General features: G+C 50.3%; 12 protein-coding genes. 5 read left to right on the forward strand and 7 right to left on the reverse strand.

The genetic code is table 11. The features are described from left to right. Nucleotides 1-124: 124 nt before the first annotated feature. The 4 genes from HQ41_RS08375 to HQ41_RS08390 form a co-directional block, all read right to left on the reverse strand. The gene (locus HQ41_RS08375) at nt 125-2,434 is read right to left on the reverse strand and encodes a glycoside hydrolase N-terminal domain-containing protein (RefSeq protein WP_044190420.1); all 2,310 of its coding nucleotides are present in this window, start codon (nt 2,432-2,434) and stop codon (nt 125-127) included. Between the two features lie 70 nt (nt 2,435-2,504). Then, a complete protein-coding gene (locus tag HQ41_RS08380; protein ID WP_044190423.1) occupies nt 2,505-4,301 on the reverse strand; it encodes a chloride channel protein in 1,797 nt (598 codons plus the stop codon). Continuing rightward, on the reverse strand, nt 4,298-5,713 hold the full coding sequence (locus HQ41_RS08385) for a sugar transferase (protein WP_044190426.1): 1,416 nt from the start codon (nt 5,711-5,713) through the stop codon (nt 4,298-4,300). Before HQ41_RS08385 ends, HQ41_RS08380 begins: the two co-directional genes overlap by 4 nt. Beyond that, entirely contained in the window at nt 5,710-6,300 is a 591-nt protein-coding gene (locus HQ41_RS08390) for an L-threonylcarbamoyladenylate synthase (RefSeq protein WP_044190428.1), read from the reverse strand. Before HQ41_RS08390 ends, HQ41_RS08385 begins: the two co-directional genes overlap by 4 nt. A gap of 206 nt (nt 6,301-6,506) precedes the next feature. Between HQ41_RS08390 and HQ41_RS08395 the strand changes: the two genes are divergently transcribed. The 5 genes from HQ41_RS08395 (at nt 6,507) to HQ41_RS08415 (ending at nt 11,604) form a co-directional block, all read left to right on the forward strand. After that, on the forward strand, nt 6,507-7,499 hold the full coding sequence (locus HQ41_RS08395; protein ID WP_235316959.1) for a M28 family peptidase: 993 nt from the start codon (nt 6,507-6,509) through the stop codon (nt 7,497-7,499). Between the two features lie 26 nt (nt 7,500-7,525). After that, nucleotides 7,526-7,945 (forward strand): SufE family protein, encoded by a 420-nt coding sequence (locus HQ41_RS08400; protein ID WP_044190431.1) that lies wholly within the window; start codon nt 7,526-7,528, stop codon nt 7,943-7,945. Between the two features lie 692 nt (nt 7,946-8,637). Beyond that, entirely contained in the window at nt 8,638-9,078 is a 441-nt protein-coding gene (locus tag HQ41_RS08405; RefSeq protein ID WP_044190434.1) for a DUF4494 domain-containing protein, read from the forward strand. Continuing rightward, entirely contained in the window at nt 9,065-9,769 is a 705-nt protein-coding gene (locus tag HQ41_RS08410; RefSeq protein ID WP_044190436.1) for a YggS family pyridoxal phosphate-dependent enzyme, read from the forward strand. The genes HQ41_RS08405 and HQ41_RS08410 overlap by 14 nt, the downstream gene beginning before the upstream one ends. A 155-nt stretch (nt 9,770-9,924) precedes the next feature. Further along, the gene (locus HQ41_RS08415) at nt 9,925-11,604 is read left to right on the forward strand and encodes a putative transporter (protein WP_044190438.1); all 1,680 of its coding nucleotides are present in this window, start codon (nt 9,925-9,927) and stop codon (nt 11,602-11,604) included. Nucleotides 11,605-11,828: 224 nt separating this feature from the next. On the opposite strand, the gene HQ41_RS08420 is transcribed toward HQ41_RS08415, so the two are convergent. From HQ41_RS08420 to carB, 3 genes are all read right to left on the reverse strand, one after another. Beyond that, nucleotides 11,829-12,884 carry an OmpA family protein gene (locus tag HQ41_RS08420; protein WP_161780601.1) on the reverse strand — a complete coding sequence of 352 codons (1,056 nt, stop codon included), beginning with the start codon at nt 12,882-12,884 and terminating at the stop codon, nt 11,829-11,831. 26 nt (nt 12,885-12,910) lie between these two features. Beyond that, nucleotides 12,911-15,271, reverse strand: coding sequence for an outer membrane beta-barrel protein (locus HQ41_RS08425; RefSeq protein ID WP_044190444.1), 2,361 nt, complete (start codon nt 15,269-15,271; stop codon nt 12,911-12,913). Between the two features lie 269 nt (nt 15,272-15,540). Beyond that, nucleotides 15,541-18,765 carry a carbamoyl-phosphate synthase (glutamine-hydrolyzing) large subunit gene (gene carB, locus HQ41_RS08430; RefSeq protein WP_044190446.1) on the reverse strand — a complete coding sequence of 1,075 codons (3,225 nt, stop codon included), beginning with the start codon at nt 18,763-18,765 and terminating at the stop codon, nt 15,541-15,543. Nucleotides 18,766-18,771 lie beyond the last annotated feature (6 nt).

An 18,771-nucleotide genomic window follows, 5' to 3' on the forward strand; every position in this document is an offset into this window, starting at 1 on the left:
ATGCTTCCCCCCTTCAAAAAATGGCATTAGCCGAAACACAATCTGTATCATTTATCGAGATGCCAATTCTATAATATCGATAAGGGGCTGTGCAAAATTTGTTTTGCTTCAGCCCCTTTTAGTTTTAATACTTGACTTCTAGGCGATATGTTTTGCCCTTTTGGGTCGGGTAGCTCATCACATGGGCTTGCTTGGTGCGTTTGCCACGAATAACCTTACCGCTATGATCTACGAGGTTGTAGTGACCGAGAGCCTTGCCCATAATTTGTAGCGGTAGTCCAGAGCCTGAATGAATAGTAGCTTGTGTGATGCGTCCATTATTCCACTTGAAGCCTAGGGTGAAGTCGCCGGCAGCTTTAAGCCCAGAGATAGCACCACTAGACCAAGCCTTAGGCAGGGCTGGTAGCAGCTCGATGAAACCAAGGTGGCTCTGTAGGAGCATTTCGGCGATCCCAGCCGTAGCACCGAAGTTACCATCGATCTGGAAGGGTGGATGTGCGTCTAGTAGATTCTCGTACACACCTCCGTGCCTTACGTCCATGCTATTGCCTATCATCGATGTGTAGTTGAGGGCTTGTTTGAGTAGATGCCGGGCATGGTCACCATCGCCGAGCCTAGCCCAGAGCGCAATCTTCCAAGCACGGCTCCAGCCAGTACCGTCATCTCCACGGGACTCGAGTGAGATCTTAGCCGCCTTGGCAAGATTGGGAGTTGTATGCCAAGAAATCTGTTTGCCGGGATATAGGGCTATAAGGTGAGAGAGGTGACGATGATCGTCGCCCTTGATATCTTCTTTGATCTTCCACTCTCTGATTTGTCCCCAAGAGCCAATGACCATGCCTCGGTCTAGGTGCTTGAGCTTATCCTTGAGTTCGGCAACGAATGGCTTCGGAAGCTTAACCAGATCGGTGGCTTGTAGTGTTGCATCGAAGAGCTCCCAGATCAGTTGCTGAGCATAGGCAATGCCGTCTTCCCACGGACCATGCTCGGGCGACCACTCGGCGGGCGCTATCCATCGGCCATGCTCGTCTTTTTTTAGACGATCGAACCAGTATTCACAGGCAGAGCGCATGGCGGGTAGAGCAGTCTGCTCTAGGTAATGCTTGTCTTGAGTGAATAGATAATGCTGCCATAGGTGCATGGCATACCACGCATTGGTTGGGCGGTTGATGTTCCAGTCTGTATGGCTGAAGATGTTGCTCTGTGTGTGTAGACTCCAGCCACGTAGACCTTCGTTTTTGGCAGTTTGCCTCATGCCGCCATTTTCTTTGGCGGCCTCTACCGCTATATAGTGGAGGAATGGCTTATGGCACTCGGAGAGATTAGTTGTCTCGGCTGGCCAGTAGTTCATTTGGATATTGATGTTGGTGTGGATATCTGACTCCCAAGGAGGGGTGTTGCTATCATTCCATAACCCCTGCAGGTTGTTGGGTAGATCCATACCTCGGCTAGAGGCAATCATCAGATAGCGTCCATACTGGAAGTACAGCTCGTCTAGATAGGTCAGGCTCCTTTGGCGGCGAACGATCTCGTCGGTAGGTAGGGTTGGTACGATGCCCTTGGCTTCGGGCTCTAGATTGATTTTCACTCTATTATAGAGCTTTTGATAGTCGGCTATGTGGTCAGCCTTGATGCGTTCATAGCCCTTGGTGGTAGCTCTAGCGAGTGTCTGCTTGACGTGTTTGCGCACATCATCTAGCGAACCGGATGTGTAGGAGGCGCTATGGATATCGTAGTTCGTCTTGAGAGCAAGATACAGAGTTACGGTATTTGCGTCCTTGATCTTGATCCCGTTTTGTTCCTTGGTCAGCTCTATGCTCCCCCCCTCATTGATGGCTTGGAGCCCTGCCACGTAGCTCACTAGATCTAGTTCACCCTCGAAGATAGAGGTCGCACCCTGTGCTTGTAGTTGGCTCGTAGTTGCCTTGATCTTGTCGGAGGCTGGACGAGCATCTCTAAGGTTTATTTCAAGGCTTAGCTTCCCTTTTTGGTTGGGTGTCGTCAAGCGTACGGCGATGATGCCGTCAGGGTGGGAGGCCAGATACTCTCGCTCGTACTGCGTACCAGAGCTGGTGTAGACCACTCGCCCAATGGCGTCGTCTAGGCTTAGGCTACGCTTGTATCCATTGTAGTCGGGGTGATGCTCGAGGTCTAGGTAGAGGTCACCAAAGTTTTGGTAAGCCCCTCGGATCTGTGGGCTACCTATCCAGAGCGTTTTTTCGTTGAACTGGATACGCTCGTGGCGGTATCCTCCCATAAACATTGCGCCAAGCTCCCCATTGCCGATCGGTAGCCCCTGGGTCATCCAAGTGATCCCCGGACGATCGTAATGCAGGAGCATGGGGCGCTGAGCCGTCTGTGCACTCAAGCTCCCTAGGGTTAGGTTAGATGCTAGTAGACAGACTGCTAGAGTTTTGATGCTGTACTTTTTCATATAACTTGTGTTGTCCTAAAAATTGTGATAGCGTATTGGGCAATCTATGAGCATACCTCTAGTGGTAAGGCTAGTCGCCGATAAATGTTTCGTTGAGCACCTCTCGGTAGCTATTGAAGATTTTACTCTTGGAGATGAAACCAATGTAGCGCCCGTCGTCGTCTACGACGGGGAGTTTCCACTCATTGCTTTCGTCGAAGATCTGCATGATGCGCATCATTGGCATAGACATACGTAGCTTGATGCGTGGCGATACCATGATTTTCTTCACACTATGCCGCTCATACAGCTCGGGGCGGAACATGATGTTACGGATATTATCTAGCTCCACAACTCCGATTAGTATACCCTCATCATCTACTACGGGGAAAGAATTGCGGTGGCTAATAGAGATGACACGAACGAGATCCCCTAGATTCATCTCTGGTTTAACGGTTTCGAAGTCTGTTTCTAGCACATGCTCCACACTCATTAGTGTGAGTACAGCCACGTCCTTGTGGTGTGTCAGGAGCTTGCCTTGCTCGGCCAAGCGCAGTGAATAGATGCTATGTGGCATAAAGATACGGATCGTGCCAAAAGCTGTGATCGCTACAAGCATCAGAGGTAAGAAGAGGTCGTAACCCCCAGATAGCTCTGCGATCAAGAATACGCCAGTCAGTGGTGCATGCATCACTGCAGCCATGAGGCCTGCCATGCCGAAGAGTACATAGTTTTTGCTCGGCAGATACATCTTCGTAAAAGGGAGGTAGTTGATCAAGAAGCTAAAGAGAAAGCCCGTAATCGCACCGACGAATAGTGTAGGAGCGAATAGCCCGCCGCATCCGCCACCCGAGTTGGTTGATACGGAGGCAAATACCTTGAGTAGTACTGTCAGCAGGAGGAAGCCGAAGACAACCCAAAAGGAACCAGAGAAAGCCTCAAGCAGACTCCCCTCGAGCAAGCTCCCATACTGCCCGCTTAGTAGGAGGTTAATTGTATTATACCCCTCGCCATAGAGCGGCGGAAAGAGGAAGATGAGCAGGCTGAGGATTACGGCAGACGTCAGGTAACGCATCTTATAAGTGGAGATAGAGCGAATGCGCCCCTCTAGGCTAAACATAGTCTGAGAGAAGAAAAGAGCCATTAGACCGCAGAGCACACCGAGCAGAAGCATCATGGGGATATGCTCCATCTTGTATGGCTCGGTAAACGTAAAGCGGAATAGGCTCTCCCCCCCCGAGAACATATAGCTCACTGCCGCTGCCGAAACAGAGCTAATCAATAGCGGTAGTACCGACATCATCGTCAGGTCGAGAAGCAACACCTCGATGACGAATACCAACCCAGTGATTGGTGCCTTGAAAATACCTCCTAGCGCTCCAGCAACGCCACAGCCGATCAAGAGCATCAGATTGCGCTGCTCTAATCGGAAGGCTCGCCCGAAGTTTGACCCAATGGCCGCTCCCGTCAAGACGATTGGTGACTCGGCTCCCACCGATCCGCCGAAGCCGATTGTAATGGCAGAGGCGAAGAGAGAAGACCAAGTATTGTGAGGTTTGATGCGGCTTTTACGCTGCGATATGGAGCTGAGCACCTTGGTAACGCCGTGCCCGATGTCGTCACGAAGTAGATAACGCACGAATAGGCCGCTAAGCAGAATACCAATAGCAGGTAGGATCAAGTACATGTAGCTCCTGCCTTGTATCCCCTCGGTGAGGATATGCTCAAGGAGATGTATCACCTCCTTGAGTAGGGTTGATAGTAGCGCCATGGTAATACCAATACCAAGGCTAAGCATAAGAATAAAGTATCGCTCGCTGATATTGTGCTCTCGCCAGATGATTAGTTTGTCAAGGCTCTGCCGTAGGGCAGCTCGGTAAGTATTCATTTTCCTAAACCTTTGGCTATAGTTTGTATCGTGTAGAATAGTACAATGATATCTAGTCGCAGGGACATATTCTCGTAGTAGAGCCAGTCGTAGGCCATTCGCTCACGCATCTCCTCTAGGGTACTTGCATAGCCATAGCGCACCATGGCCCAGCTGGTGATACCCGGGCGCACATTGTGTAGCAAGAAGAGCTGTGGCGCATCGTCTACCAACTGGCGGATATAGTAGCTTCTCTCTGGTCGTGGCCCTACTAGTGACATATCTCCGATGAGTACGTTCCACAGCTGTGGCAGCTCGTCTAGGCGGTAGCGACGCATCACACGCCCCCAAGGCGTCACTCTAGGGTCTTGGTCGGAGCTAAGCTGTGGCCCAGTTTGCTCTGCATCTAGGTACATCGAGCGAAACTTGTAGATGATGAATGGCCGTCCTCTGAGCCCAATGCGCTCTTGGGTGTAGAGGATACCTCCCTCCGACTCTCTGCTGATGCGCCAAGCTATGTAGAGGAATAGTGGCGAGAGCAAGATGAGGCCAAGGGCGGACGAGAGTCTGTCTACGAGCCACTTGATATTGGCTGCAGACTCGCTCAGGTTGCTGGCCGTGACGTCCACTAGAGGCTCCCCAAGCATCGTATTAACTTTGAGTTTGAGCCCCACATACGGGATAGAGCGGGGCGATAGCTTGATCGGGATCCCTAGGATATATAGCTTGTAGAGCAGTTGGCTGACAAGCAAGAATGAGCAATCTGTCGTGGCGATGACTACCTCATCGGCGTACTTGCTCTGGGCCTCACGTACTAGGCGCTGTGCGTAGTTTTTTAGGTAGCTGGCCGTATAGTTGGTCTCTAGCTCCCTATCGGAGCACAGCGGTAGTCGAGCCACAATACGCATGCGCCCCTCATGCTCTAGCCATTGGGCTACCTCGTCGCCGATATTCCCCTCGCTTATCAGTACGATACGCCGCTTGTGCTCCTCGCTGAGGAACTGTCTGAGGAGCATACGTGTGACGCAAACCCTACCTACATATAATATAAGGAACCAAGATAGGTGTAGTAGCCCATAGAGCCTGAGGTAGTGAGTTGTCGAGGGTGTCACGTCATCGCTGATGACGAAGAGGAAGACAATCACAGCGATAATCGTCGAGGAGGATAGGCTCGTGGTAATGTCGCTCAGACGACTCTTGGCGTAGGGATTGTTGTAGTAACCCGAGAGCCAGTAGACACCCATAGCCAGAGTGACTACACCCAGTAGAGAGAGTAGGGTATTTGGGTGAGCCATGTAGCGTAGGAGCGACCCGAATGTGGCATAGTGCTCCTCGAGCTGATAGCGCAACACGTTGAATGTAGTGAATGCCACCACACTTGCTATGCTGTCTATGCCTATATAGGCTAGCCTATGCCGCCAAAGTCTGGTCATGGGCGAATGATTTTAACCTCGCCTTTGCTGCCCAATTTGATAATCTGAGATGGGGGAGCCGTCTTGGTGTCGCCTTGTCTATACCCAACGACATAGTCTACTGCATCAATGATCTCTTGGCTAATGGCAGAGAATATCAGTGGCGTCGGCTCGCCACTGATATTGGCAGAGGTAGACACGATAGGGGTACGCATCTGTCGTGCTAGAGCGGCAGAGAAGGCTTCTTTGCAGAGGCGTACTCCCAGACTACCGTCCTCGGCCAGCAGGTTGGGTGCTACGCCTCTGGCCCCGTCGTAGATGATTGTCATGGGGCGTATGGCTAGCTCGATCATATCGTAGGCGACCTCTGGTACCTCGGGTATGATGCTCTCCAGTGCAGCAAGGCTATCTACTAGTACCAGCATACTCTTGGCATCGGCTCGGCGCTTGATCTCGTAGATGCGTGCTACCGCTTCGGCGTTGGTGGCGTCGCAGCCTATCCCCCAGACGGTGTCGGTAGGGTAGAGAATGACGCCCCCACGGCGCATAACATCTACCGCAGCATCTATATCGTCCTGATAGGCAGGGCGTTCTTTGGTTTTGCTCATTCGGCTTATATTGTTGTGTGAGATGCCTTCTAGCACTAGCCTCGCTAGCCGGCATCACAGTGAATTATTCAGATCATTATTTGCTAGACAAATATATATATTCCTAGCCATACTCTAGTTAAATAATCCATTAGATTGATGGGCTGAAGGTTTTTAGCGATATTTGCAGACAATTCGATAGATTTTGGTTTATAATAGAAGTTGTGATGCAGATTAGAAATATCATACAGATTGGCCTATGTGTTTTGGCCTCTATGCTGGTTGGCTGTACTGGCTCCAAGCAGGGTCAGGCTGGCTCGCAAGCAGACCAGATGCAGACGATTGCACCCACCTCTGCGTTCGATGCCGATAGTGCCTATCGCTTCGTCAGTGATCAGGTCGCCTTTGGCCCCCGTGTCCCCGGTAGCGCAGCACACAGAGCTTGTGGCGACTGGATTGTCGCCAAACTGCGTGGTTGGGGTTATCATATCATTGAGCAAGCCTTTACTGGCAAGGACTACTTTGGCAAATCTATTCAGGGGCGCAATATCATCGCTACTCTAGCCCCAGAGGCTACTCCACGAGTACTGTTGATGGCACACTGGGATACACGTGCTGTGGCAGACCATGACCCCCAGCATAGTCGCCGCTCGGAGCCTATCCTCGGTGCCGATGACGGAGGTAGTGGTGTGGGAGTGCTACTCGAGCTGGCTCGTCAGCATGCTCAAGAGCACGTTGGCGTAGAGCTAGACTTTGTCTTTTTTGACCTTGAGGACGGTGGGAATAATGGGGATAACGATAGTTGGTGCCTAGGTTCGCAGCACTGGTCCAAGCACCCGCACCAGACCGATTACCAAGCTGAGTTTGGTATTCTACTCGATATGGTGGGTGCCAAGAAGGCTAAGTTCTATTGGGAAGGGCACTCTAGAGCCTATGCTGCGCCTATTCTCTACAAGGTCTGGGAGGAAGCTCGAGCACTAGGCTTCGGCGATTACTTCATCAGTGCTGGTGGAGGAGCTATGATCGATGACCATGTTCCCGTCATTCAGAACCGAGGGATCCCTGCGATTGATATTATCAATCACAATCCCCATACCGATCAGGGCTTCGGCGAGCATTGGCACACCCATGGAGATAATATGAATATCATTGATCGCAAGACCCTTGGAGCCGTAGGGCAGACATTGCATACGATGCTCCGCAATAAATATCGCAAATAGACTATAAACGAGATTATATACTTGGTATGCAAACGATAAACGAAATTCAAGACGAAATCATAGAGGAGTTTTCTGGCCTTGAGGATTGGCTCGATAGATATGAGCTGATCATCGAGATGGGCAATAGCCTAGAGCCTATTGACGAGGAGAAGAAAACTCCACAGAACATTATAGAGGGCTGCCAGAGCAGAGTTTGGATCACCGCAGAGATGCGTGATGGACGTGTACACTATGAGGCCGAGAGCGATGCGATCATCGTTAAGGGCATCGTGAGCCTATTGCTTCGTGTCCTCAACGATCAGACCCCTCAGGCTATTTTGGATAGTGATCTGTACTTCATCAAGGAGATAGGGCTTCAAGACCACCTATCCCCTACACGCTCCAATGGCTTGGTGTCTATGCTACGCCAGATGAGGCTCTTCGCCGCTGCCTTTGCTGCTCAGTAGGGGAGCAGTACATATTTTTCTAGGGAGGCGGTAGGACGTCAGAAGGCATATTGCATATTCTGCGTCCTACCGCCCATTTTGTATTTTTTTACAGATCTGTTGCATCTTCGTACCCTTTTATCTGCTCTTAAGGATAGAGCGCCTAGACCTCGTATTTGCCCCCTAGTAGGCCATACAGCGAGTTTTGCCCCGTTTGGGCACTCTAGCCCCAGCCGAATGGAGTTAGTACTCCAAAAGCGTTTTTTTGTAAGTATCTAATAAATAAGTGTTTGGTTTGGGTTTTTCCTGAAATTTGGTGCACTTGTATGGCTCCCTAAGGACTTTTTTCCCATCAATCCGCCCCAATTAGTGGGGATACCTTGAACGATTGACCCACCAATCCGAAAAAGTCTTCCCATCAAAATAGTTGTTTGAGCAGTTTGGTCTGGCAGAGTTAGTCTGTGTATTACTCAATTTATAGGCTGTTTGTTTACAGATCTTAACGAAAAAATAGCACGTTTGCGTGTCGCATCAGCGCGTCTTGTACTTGAGCACCCGCTTGTGTGTTTGGTAGGCGAGCTTCGCTGCTCAGTAAGGTGGATTGCAGGTTCGCTGTGCTCATCTGCGACGAGTCCGATATTTGATAGCCAAAGAGGAAATAAAACTATCTTTGTATGCATTATATAATATCAAGTATAGATTAAGATAAGAATATGAACTATTGGTTTGAGTGCAAGGTGTCTTACGAACGCCAAGCAGATGGTATGGGTATGAAGAAGGTTTCTGAGCTCTATCTCGTTGATGCTATGAGTTTCACCGAGGCTGAGGAGCGTGTCATCAAAGAAATTCAGCCTCTAGTATCTATTGGCGAGTTGGAGGTGTCCAATATCAAGCGCGTCAAACTGGCCGAGCTATTCCTCAACGAGAGGGAAGAAGCCGATCATTACTATAAGGCGAGGGTTAATTTCATCACGATCGACGAGAAGAGCGGTATGGAGAAAAAGGCCGGCGTCAATATGCTTATCAAGAGCGAGAGCCTCTCTGAGGCAGTCACAGAGCTCGTCAGCCAAATGGAGAAGCAGCTCGGTGCCTATGAGATTGCCTCGATTACAGATACACAGATCTTAGATGTCTTCCGTTATGGAGCTCAATAGTAGCGATACGATACCCAGTAGACTGGAGGCTGTCAAGGCGACCTTGAGAGAGGGCGTGCACCTTGTGGCAGTCTCCAAGTTTCACCCTGCCGAGGTCATTATCGAGGCCTACGAGGCAGGCCAACGTACTTTTGGTGAGAGTCGTGTACAGGAGCTTGTGGCTAAGCACGACATTCTCTCGGCGATCTATCTCGATCTACAGTGGCACTTCATTGGCCCTCTGCAAACTAATAAGGTCAAGTATATAGCTCCCTTTGTAGATACGATCGAGAGTGTAGACTCGCTCAAGCTCCTCAGAGAGATCAATAAGCAGGCTATCAAAAACCAACGTACCATATCGGTGCTTCTCGAGGTGCATGTGGCTAGAGAGGATAGCAAGAGTGGTTTTGATACCGATGAGCTCAGAGAGGTGCTGGAGTTGATTCACAACAATCCGCAAGACTTCGAGGGAGTTAGGCTCTCTGGCTTAATGGCTATGGCGTCTAATACCGACGATGAGTCGCTTATCCGCCGAGAGTTTGCCACGATGCAGGAGCTGTTTCATCGCATCAAGACCTCGGGTTTGCTACACGAGCCAGACGACTTCGAGGAGCTGTCTATTGGTATGAGTGGGGACTACAAGATCGCTATGGAGTATGGTGCTACACTTGTACGCATTGGCTCTGCTATTTTTGGAGATCGTGTAGGTTGAGCTTAAGCATCTAGCGCTAGTTAATACGATGAAGTGTGGTAGAGGTAGACAGCCCTCTGCCACACTTTCGTTTTGTATGTGTCTTATCCTGCGATATATTCGTAATTTTGTAACCGTTAAGTTGAAGTTAATTTAAGATTAAGATTAAGATTAAGATGAATGAAGTGATAGAGTGGTTCAGAGCGATGCTTCTAGAACCATCTAGTACACAGACTATTATTATCCTTTCTTTAGTTTCGGGTATAGGCTTGCTCTTGGGTAAGCTACGCCTAGGGCGTATATCTCTAGGGGTGACGTTTGTGTTCTTTGTCGGTATCCTTGCTGCACATTTTGGCGTCGTCACTCAGGCCGAGCTAACGAGCTTTGCACAGAGCTTCGGCCTCGTTCTTTTCGTCTACGCCTTGGGCGTTGAGGTCGGCCCCTCTTTCTTCCCCTCATTGCGTAGCCGAGGCATCGTGTACAATCTGCATGGCTTGGGTATGATTATCATCACCTATATCCTTATCCTCGGGCTGCACTACTGGACAGATATCTCTATGCCCAATATGTTGGGTATCATGTCGGGGGCTGTGACCAACACGCCCGTACTGGCAGCTGTACAGAGCACTCTACAGTCTACCTGTCCAGAGGCGACCGATATGGTCGCAGAGGCAGCCATGGCTACTGCCGTAACCTATCCGCTAGGTATAGTCGGGGTCATCCTCGCTCTCGCTCTGCTCAATGGCCTAGGCGCCCGCAAGAGTACCAAGAGCAAGGAGGAGTTTAGGACTGCATACGTTGCCGAGTTTGAGGTGATCAATGCGGCACTCTTTGGGCATACGGTTCGCGAACTTGTTGCTATGACAGACAAACACTTCATCATATCACGTGTTTGGCGCAATGAGGAGCTGATACTCCCCACCTCTCAGACGCAGCTACAGGAGCGTGATCATCTGTTGATCCTCTGCCACGAGGAGGACCTCAAGCATCTAGAGGCGCTCTTCGGGCGTAGAGATGACAAACAAGACTGGAACCGCCCCGACATCAACTGGGACGCAATCGATGCCAAGCTCAATTCCAAGCGTATCATTGTGACAAACCCCAAACTCAATGGGGTGAAGCTACAAGCCCTCAAGCTACGCAACAAGTACAGCATCAATATCACACGTATAGACCGTGCGGGTATCGAGCTCTTGCCCTCGCCAGATCTCTACTTACAGACGGGTGACCGACTAACGATCGTGGGCGAGTCGGTGGCGCTCTCTCAGGTATCTAAGCTACTTGGGAATTCCATTGAGATGCTGGATAAGCCCAATCTAATTAGCTTCTTCTTTGGGCTCTTCGTTGGCTGTCTTATCGGCTCTATTCCTCTGTATATCCCCGGTATGAGTATTCCTGTACGCTTGGGTTTGGCTGGTGGTCCTATCATCGTGGGCATACTGATGGGAGCTTTTGGCCCTCGTCTGCATCTAGCTACCTACATGACCAATAGCGCTACACAGCTTATCAAGCAGTTGGGTATCATCATTTACCTAGCAGGGCTCGGATTGTCTAGTGGGGCAGGCTTTGTCGATACTTTGCTCCATGGGGCAGGTTTGCAGTGGCTGATTGTGGGCTTCGCTATTACGGTTGTTCCAACCCTTATCTCGGGTTTCTTGTCGATGAAGATTTTCAGACAGAGCTTCTCCGAGGCTTCGGGAATGATATGCGGTACGATGGCCAATCCTTTTGCTCTTGACTATGCAGTAGAGCAGACGAAGTCACGCACCTGTTCGGTAGCGTATGCTACGGTCTACCCCGTAGCCATGTTCATTCGCATCATTTCGGCGCAGATTTTACTACTCTTCTTCCTCTAGGAACAGGGGAAAGTCGCTACAAAAAGTTGGGGGGGATTAGCATATTGGCTAGTCCCCCCTAATAAGTATCCTCCATGCAAAGCCTAATGATCAGCCTAATGTACTTATAGATGGAGTGATTTCACATTACCTCTTCATGTGCAGAGATAGCGAAAGAAAAGGGGCTGCGCCAAAACGAAGTTTGACACAGCCCCCTATCATATTGGGTTAATGAGCGTACACAATCACTTGACTAGGGTAATGTCTACTCGACGAGCTAGCTGATAGTTGCGCACTTGGCGGTCAATACCACCCGCAAATGTTTCGATCTGATTGGTGACGCCAGCCTCCTTGATAAAGGTTACAGCGGCTTGCATACGCTGGGCAGCTAACTGTTCATTACGTTTAGCATTGCCATCTGATGAGGCAAACCCAAGTACACGTACCTTAGCTTGTGGATGCTGACGAAGGAAGTCTACGACTTCGAGCAAGGTTTTATGGGACGAAGCATCTAGCTTAGAGCTAGCGACTGCAAAGTAAATCGACCGCTTGAAGTCCGACACATCTATCACCGATACCGTGTCCACCTTGTGCTCTACGATACGTACAGTATCGGTCAAGGATACGACCTGTGGAGCTTGCAAATCCATCTGCATCATCTCACCTCTAACAGTATCTATACGATGCACGTGTACAGTATCAATGCGGTAGACTGTGTCTACACGATGGTTCTGCTTCTGCGCCAGTAGACGGCTTAGCTGTTCCTCTAAGCGCACCAGACGATCGTTGTCTGCCTGTGTCGAAGCACTCATTAACTCAATCTTTGCATCTAGAGGTTCGGCAGAGGTTTTGTTCTTACGGCGTATGATGGTCCGGTTATTTGCGGTAGAAGCCTCCACTCTTTGGTTGAGCAGGAGCATAAGCATCGTTTCGATCCGATCGAGGCGAGCATCATAGCTCTCTGTACTCGGCATACGAGTAGGCTGCTGTGGCGCGGCATAGTAGTGACTGTCGCCCCCACCTTGTACTACGGGTGTTTGGGTTCTTGATGCAAGTAGGTGCAGGAGTAGCTGCTGTCTGAGGAGAGTCGTCCTAAGATCTGCACTAGAGCTAGGGCGTTCTTTCTGGAGAGCCTTGGATAGCTCATTTAGGGCACGCTCTAGATTATCTCGATCAATTTCTATTAGTTCCTCATCCGCCGTTGCTTTCGCTGTCGGATTGGCTGTACCTCTATCGGCACTCTGTGAGAATGCACTCACAGAGATGCCGAGGCTGAGGAATAGGGCAAAAAGCTTGTTCATACCTATATTCATTAGTTGATACAGATTTAGAACATCAAGCTATAGCCAACGGAGAACTGATGATTCTTGAAGTGAGGACGAAGGCTATAGTCTGCGAAGAATCTTCCTCCGAAGACGCTCTTGATAGTTGTTCCGAGTATCACATTAGTACCGAAGCGACCATTGCTGTTGATATCTGAGTAGCCGAAACCTACACCTGCATAGGGAGCAATCTTGGAGTTTGCACCTAGATCGAAGCGATAGGTTAGGTTAGCAGCCGCAGACCAAGCAGTCTTGTCGCCAAAGCCATAAGAGAACTCAGGAGAGAAGAAGAAAGCGGACTTGCCGAGCTGCCAGTTGGGGCGTACTGCTACATTCCATGTTGTAGCGTCACCGATACCCAGACCTGTCATGATGTCTACACTGGAGTACTTGAGGTAGCTGTCGGTAACGACCTCGTAGGACTTGCTTTTTAGCTGCTGCTTATCGTTGTCGATCGTGTGCACACGTACCTCTCTTCTGCCACTTACACCCTCTTGGTCTGTTTCGATGATCTGGATAGGCTGCTGCTGTAGACGGTTCGTTGCATCAATCATCTGCTGGCGCAGCATGGTCTCTTGCGTGCGATTGAGTTTATTCTCTAGACCATCTACCTTGCGCACCAGCTCCTCCGTCTTGTCAAGTACTTTGGATAGCTCTGCACTTGGTACACTCTGTGGCTGTACTACTGGCTGTACCTGCTGCTGTGCGGGTAGGCGATAGACGTTGTTGCCTAGTACACTGAAGAGTAGGATCTTGTCTAGGTCGCTCATGCCGCTTAGCTCAGACGACTTCTCTTGCTTGGGTTGGCTCTTCTCTACTACACGTGAGATTAGCTCCTCTAGCTGAGAACGAGTCATCACTACGGTTTTGCTCTGTGGCGTAGCTACAACTTCGGCTTCAACTTCACGTACGGCGATGTCTTCTTCCTTCTTGATCTTCGTAACGACCTCGTTCTTTTCCTCTACAACTTGCTTCCTCTCCTCAACGAGCTGAGCCATTCTCTCCTGATCTAGCTCCTCAGCAGCACGAGCAAGTTCCTCGTTAAGCTCGGCAATCTGAGCATCGTACTTGGCACGCATCTCGTTGAGCTTCTCCATGTTGGCTTGGCGCTCGCTGAGGCGCTCTCTATCGGCGTAGCTGCGGTAGAGAGCTTCGCCGCCACGGCTGCGGCTACCGAAGTTAAATCTCAGTCCAGTCTGGTACATCATGCTCACACGCACTTGCGAGGGCTCAGTTACGGCCTTGACATCTGGATTCTCTTGCTCGTTGAGCATTGCACTCGCGTTACCATACAGGGCGATATGGCGGCTCAGAGGGATCTCAATACCAGCACCACCCATAGCGAACCAGCCACTCTTGGCGTTGTGTGCTCCGTCGATATCAACGTAGTTTTTGCTATTGACATCTAGGTAACCACCACCGAGAGTCAGGTAGGGAGTTACACCACGAGGTTGATTAAGACGAGCGATGAGGTTACCACCATACATCTTGACGTCGTCTGTGAAGTTGAGGCTTAGCTTGAGTGGATCCTTGGTAGCTGCATAGTAGAAACCACGGATACCTAGTAGAGAAGTGAAGTCTATCCCAGCTGCTCCCCCTACGAACCATTGATCTTGCATAACAGACTTGTTGTGCAAATCAACATAGGCGATACCGGGCTCCAGAACAAACTTTATACCTTTGAAACCATCACTATAGAGTGCACGATAGGCTCGTGTGATGCGGTCGCCGCTCTGCTTGCGTCCACCTAGATAGAAGTCTAGCGATGCCTGAGCGCCCCAGTTCTGGAGTGTGTTGTCTGGATTTGCTCCTGCTGCTAGGTAGCGGTTGTTTTTGTTTAGATTGAATAGGGTGTTCTTACCTTCTAGTGATAGTACTGTGCGCTTGGTAAAGTTGATCTTGACACCAGCCCCAAGAGCTCCGTAGAGCTGTTCTTCTCGGTAAGATTTGTCTTGCTCTGTGTCGTACTTGATGTTCATCACACCAGCACCAGCCGTCACATAGGGAGTGAAGATTGTACCAGCCCAGAGGTTGAGCTTGAGCTCCCCGCCCATACGCTCAATCTGTGCCTTGGAACCCTCTAGCTTTTCACCTAGATTGTTTAGAGCATTCCAGTTGGCGCCCTGAAGTTTGCCTTTAAGGTCGAAGCTGCGTTCATAGTTCGCTCTTAGCTCAAGAATGGGGCCGAAACCGAAGCCTGCACGTACGCCCCAGAAAGGAGATTCTCCTAGGTTTAGATTCTTGTCCCACCACGTGTAACCAGCCATCGGAGACACCGTAAGGGTAACGTCATTAATCTGAGCTATTGCCTGACTGCTCATTCCCAATAGCATCGTAGCACATAGCACGGTAGTTTTCTTTTTCATCTTTATTCCACTATTTGAATGTTAATGGGGCTCCTCTTAGCGGTGCAAATCTGTTCTCTGAGCTGGAAGCAATAAATACTTCGTCTGGTTGCATAGCTTTAGAAGCCTCTTTCGATTATTTAACACATAAATTCGGCTAATTGTTTCGTATCGGCCAGTTTTTGCGCATTGTAGATAGACCAAAGGCTCTGCATCGGTGAGAGTGATGCAGAGCCTTTGCATGGTATGGATATTGCCTAGTGACTCTCTAGGCAAAGAAGAGAGTAATTTTAGTACTTACTCCATGGCTTTATCTGGACGTCATCTAGCGATAGGTTGCAGAAAGCCGTGATGAAGGCGGACGCTAGGCGTGCATTCGTCAGGAGAGGAATATTCAGGTCGATCGAGGCACGGCGAAGTCTATACCCATTGGTCAGCTCACGTGCGGTCAGATTCTTGTTGATGTTTACCACCATATCAATCTGCCGATCGTGGAGCAAGTCTAGAGCCTGTGGGTGTTTGCCCTCGTCGCTTGGCCAGTAGACAAGCGTGCTCTCGATACCATTTTCCTTGAGCATATCGTGCGTGCCTTGAGTGGCGTAGAGCTTATAGCCTTTCTGCCAGAGTAGGCGAGAGGCATCGAGCATATCTACCTTCTGCTTATACCCACCAGTGGAGAGTAGGACTGATCGCTCGGGGATACGGTAGCCTACCGAGAGCATACTCTTGAGAATCGCCTCGTTGGTGTCATCGCCGATACAGCCTACCTCTCCTGTACTCATCATATCTACGCCGAGTACGGGGTCGGCTTTTTGTAGACGAGCGAAAGAGAACTGCGAAGCCTTAATCCCTACGTAGTCGAGGTCGAAAGCATTCTTATTAGGCTTCTCAACGGGCAAGCCGAGCATCACTCGTGTGGCAAGTTCAATGAAGTTAATCTTGAGTACCTTGCTCACGAATGGAAAGCTACGAGAGGCTCGGAGGTTACACTCAATCACCTTGATTTCATTACCCTTGGCGAGGAACTGAATGTTGAATGGGCCTGAGATTTGTAGAGCCTCTGCGATCTGACGGCTGATGCGTTTGATGCGGCGTACGGTTTCTACATAGAGCTTCTGACCGGGGAACTGAATGGTAGCATCTCCTGAGTGTACGCCTGCAAACTCAATGTGTTCGCTAATGGCGTATGCGATGATTTCGCCATTCCTTGCTACTGCATCTAGCTCCACTTCTTTGGCATGCTCGATGAATTGACTCACTACGACGGGGTGCTCTTTCGATACATTGGCGGCTAGCTCCAAGAAACGACGTAGTTCATCAGCATTGGAACAAACATTCATTGCGGCACCAGAGAGGACGTAGCTAGGACGAACGAGGACGGGGAAACCAACCTCCTCTACGAAACTGTCAATATCTTCGAGTGTAGTGAGCTCCTGCCAGCGAGGCTGGTCTACGCCAAGTCTATCGAGCATAGCACTGAACTTGTGTCTGTCCTCTGCGTTGTCGATGCTCTTGGCCTGAGTACCTAGGATCGGTACATTCTGGGCGTCCAGCTTCATTGCTAGGTTATTGGGGATCTGGCCACCGGTAGACACGATTACGCCCTTGGGAGTCTCGAGATCCAGAATGTCCATAACACGCTCGAAGGTCAGCTCGTCGAAGTATAGGCGATCTGTGATGTCGTAATCCGTACTTACTGTCTCGGGGTTGTAGTTGATCATCACTGATCGGAATCCCTCCTTTCGAATGGTGTCGAGTGCGTTCACGCCACACCAGTCGAACTCGACAGAGCTACCGATACGATAGGCACCTGAGCCAAGTACTACCACCGAGCGCCCATCATTTTCGTAACTTACGTCGTTGGTCGTACCGCTGTAAGTGAGGTAGAGGTAGTTGGTTTCGGCTGGGTACTCGGCTGCTAGTGTGTCAATCTGTTTGACAACAGGTAGGACCCCGAGCGACTTGCGGTACTGGCGTACGGCAAGCGCTCTAGCATCTGCATTCTGATCTGTATCGCTTAGGACGAAGCGACCAATCTGGAAGTCTGAGAATCCCTGACGCTTGGCGTGTAGCAGAAACTCCTTAGATACCTCCTCTAGGCTGCTATACTTGGCTAGCTCCTCCGAAGTCTGTATGATGCTATAAAGCTTGTCGAGGAACCAGCGGTCGATTTTGGTTAGCTGATGGATCTGCTCTACCGTATAGCCAGCCTTGAAGGCCTGGCTGATTACGAAGACACGCGTGTCGGTAGGACGGCGAAGCTCGGTCTCGATATCGTCAATCTTAGGCTCTTTATTGCCTACGAAGCCGTGCATTCCTTGCCCGATCATACGAAGTCCCTTCTGCATAGCCTCCTCGAAGGTGCGTCCTATGGCCATGACTTCACCCACGCTCTTCATGCTGCTACCAAGCTCACGAGATACTCCATGGAACTTGCCAAGATCCCAGCGAGGGATTTTGCAGACAACGTAGTCGAGTGACGGCTCGAAGAAAGCAGGCGTTGTACGTGTAACAGAGTTGTTGAGCTCGTACAGACCATATCCTAGCCCTAGTTTGGCCGCCACGAAGGCTAGTGGATAGCCAGTTGCCTTGGAGGCTAGAGCTGACGAACGAGATAGGCGGGCATTAACTTCGATAACTCGGTAGTCTTCGCTATGAGGGTCTAGGGCATACTGCACGTTACACTCCCCGACAATGCCGATGTGGCGCACGATGCGTATGGCGATCTCCCGCAGTTTGTGGAATTCCGAATTGGTAAGTGTCTGAGATGGTGCGATGACGATACTCTCGCCCGTATGTATGCCGAGGGGGTCGAAGTTCTCCATATTACATACCGTAATACAGTTGTCGTAGCGGTCACGTACCACCTCGTATTCGATCTCCTTCCACCCCTTGAGGCTCTTCTCTACTAGTACCTGTGGGCTAAATGAGAATGCCTTGGAGCAGAGCTCGTCTAGCTCGGCCTCGTTGTCGCAGAAACCACTACCTAAACCTCCTAGTGCGTACGCAGCACGAATGATCACCGGGTAGCCAAGGCTGGCTGCTGCTCGGCGTGCGTCCTCGAGTGTTTCTACGGCTTCGCTCTGTATGGTTTTGACGTCAATCTCGTTGAGGCGATCGACGAATAAATCTCTATCCTCGGTGTTCATGATCGCCTCGACTTGAGTACCGAGTACACGTACACCATATTTCTCTAGTACGCCACTTTTGTGTAGAGCGACACCACAGTTGAGAGCTGTCTGCCCGCCGAAAGCGAGGAGAATACCCTCGGGGCGTTCTTTCTCAATGACTCGCTCGATGAAGTAGGGCGTCACGGGCAAGAAGTAGATTTCGTCTGCTATGCCCTCGCTCGTCTGTACCGTGGCGATGTTGGGGTTTACCAAGACAGTCTTGATCCCCTCCTCACGCATGGCTTTGAGGGCCTGGGATCCTGAATAGTCAAACTCCCCAGCCTCCCCAATCTTCAGAGCACCAGAACCTAGTAGTAGAACTTTATTTGGCTTGTCGTATTGCATCTTATT

Source organism: Porphyromonas sp. COT-290 OH860, from assembly GCF_000768935.1.
Classification (GTDB): Bacteria; Bacteroidota; Bacteroidia; order Bacteroidales; family Porphyromonadaceae; genus Porphyromonas.

Coding starts and splice junctions, on each gene's coding strand:
- HQ41_RS08385 (WP_044190426.1), bottom strand. CDS start 5,713: ATGACCAGACTTTGGCGGCATAGGCTAGCCTATATAGGCATAGACAGC.
- HQ41_RS08400 (WP_044190431.1), top strand. CDS start 7,526: ATGCAAACGATAAACGAAATTCAAGACGAAATCATAGAGGAGTTTTCT.
- HQ41_RS08415 (WP_044190438.1), top strand. CDS start 9,925: ATGAATGAAGTGATAGAGTGGTTCAGAGCGATGCTTCTAGAACCATCT.
- HQ41_RS08380 (WP_044190423.1), bottom strand. CDS start 4,301: ATGAATACTTACCGAGCTGCCCTACGGCAGAGCCTTGACAAACTAATC.
- HQ41_RS08375 (WP_044190420.1), bottom strand. CDS start 2,434: ATGAAAAAGTACAGCATCAAAACTCTAGCAGTCTGTCTACTAGCATCT.
- HQ41_RS08395 (WP_235316959.1), top strand. CDS start 6,507: ATGCAGATTAGAAATATCATACAGATTGGCCTATGTGTTTTGGCCTCT.
- HQ41_RS08420 (WP_161780601.1), bottom strand. CDS start 12,884: ATGAACAAGCTTTTTGCCCTATTCCTCAGCCTCGGCATCTCTGTGAGT.
- HQ41_RS08410 (WP_044190436.1), top strand. CDS start 9,065: ATGGAGCTCAATAGTAGCGATACGATACCCAGTAGACTGGAGGCTGTC.
- HQ41_RS08425 (WP_044190444.1), bottom strand. CDS start 15,271: ATGAAAAAGAAAACTACCGTGCTATGTGCTACGATGCTATTGGGAATG.
- HQ41_RS08405 (WP_044190434.1), top strand. CDS start 8,638: ATGAACTATTGGTTTGAGTGCAAGGTGTCTTACGAACGCCAAGCAGAT.
- HQ41_RS08390 (WP_044190428.1), bottom strand. CDS start 6,300: ATGAGCAAAACCAAAGAACGCCCTGCCTATCAGGACGATATAGATGCT.
- carB (WP_044190446.1), bottom strand. CDS start 18,765: ATGCAATACGACAAGCCAAATAAAGTTCTACTACTAGGTTCTGGTGCT.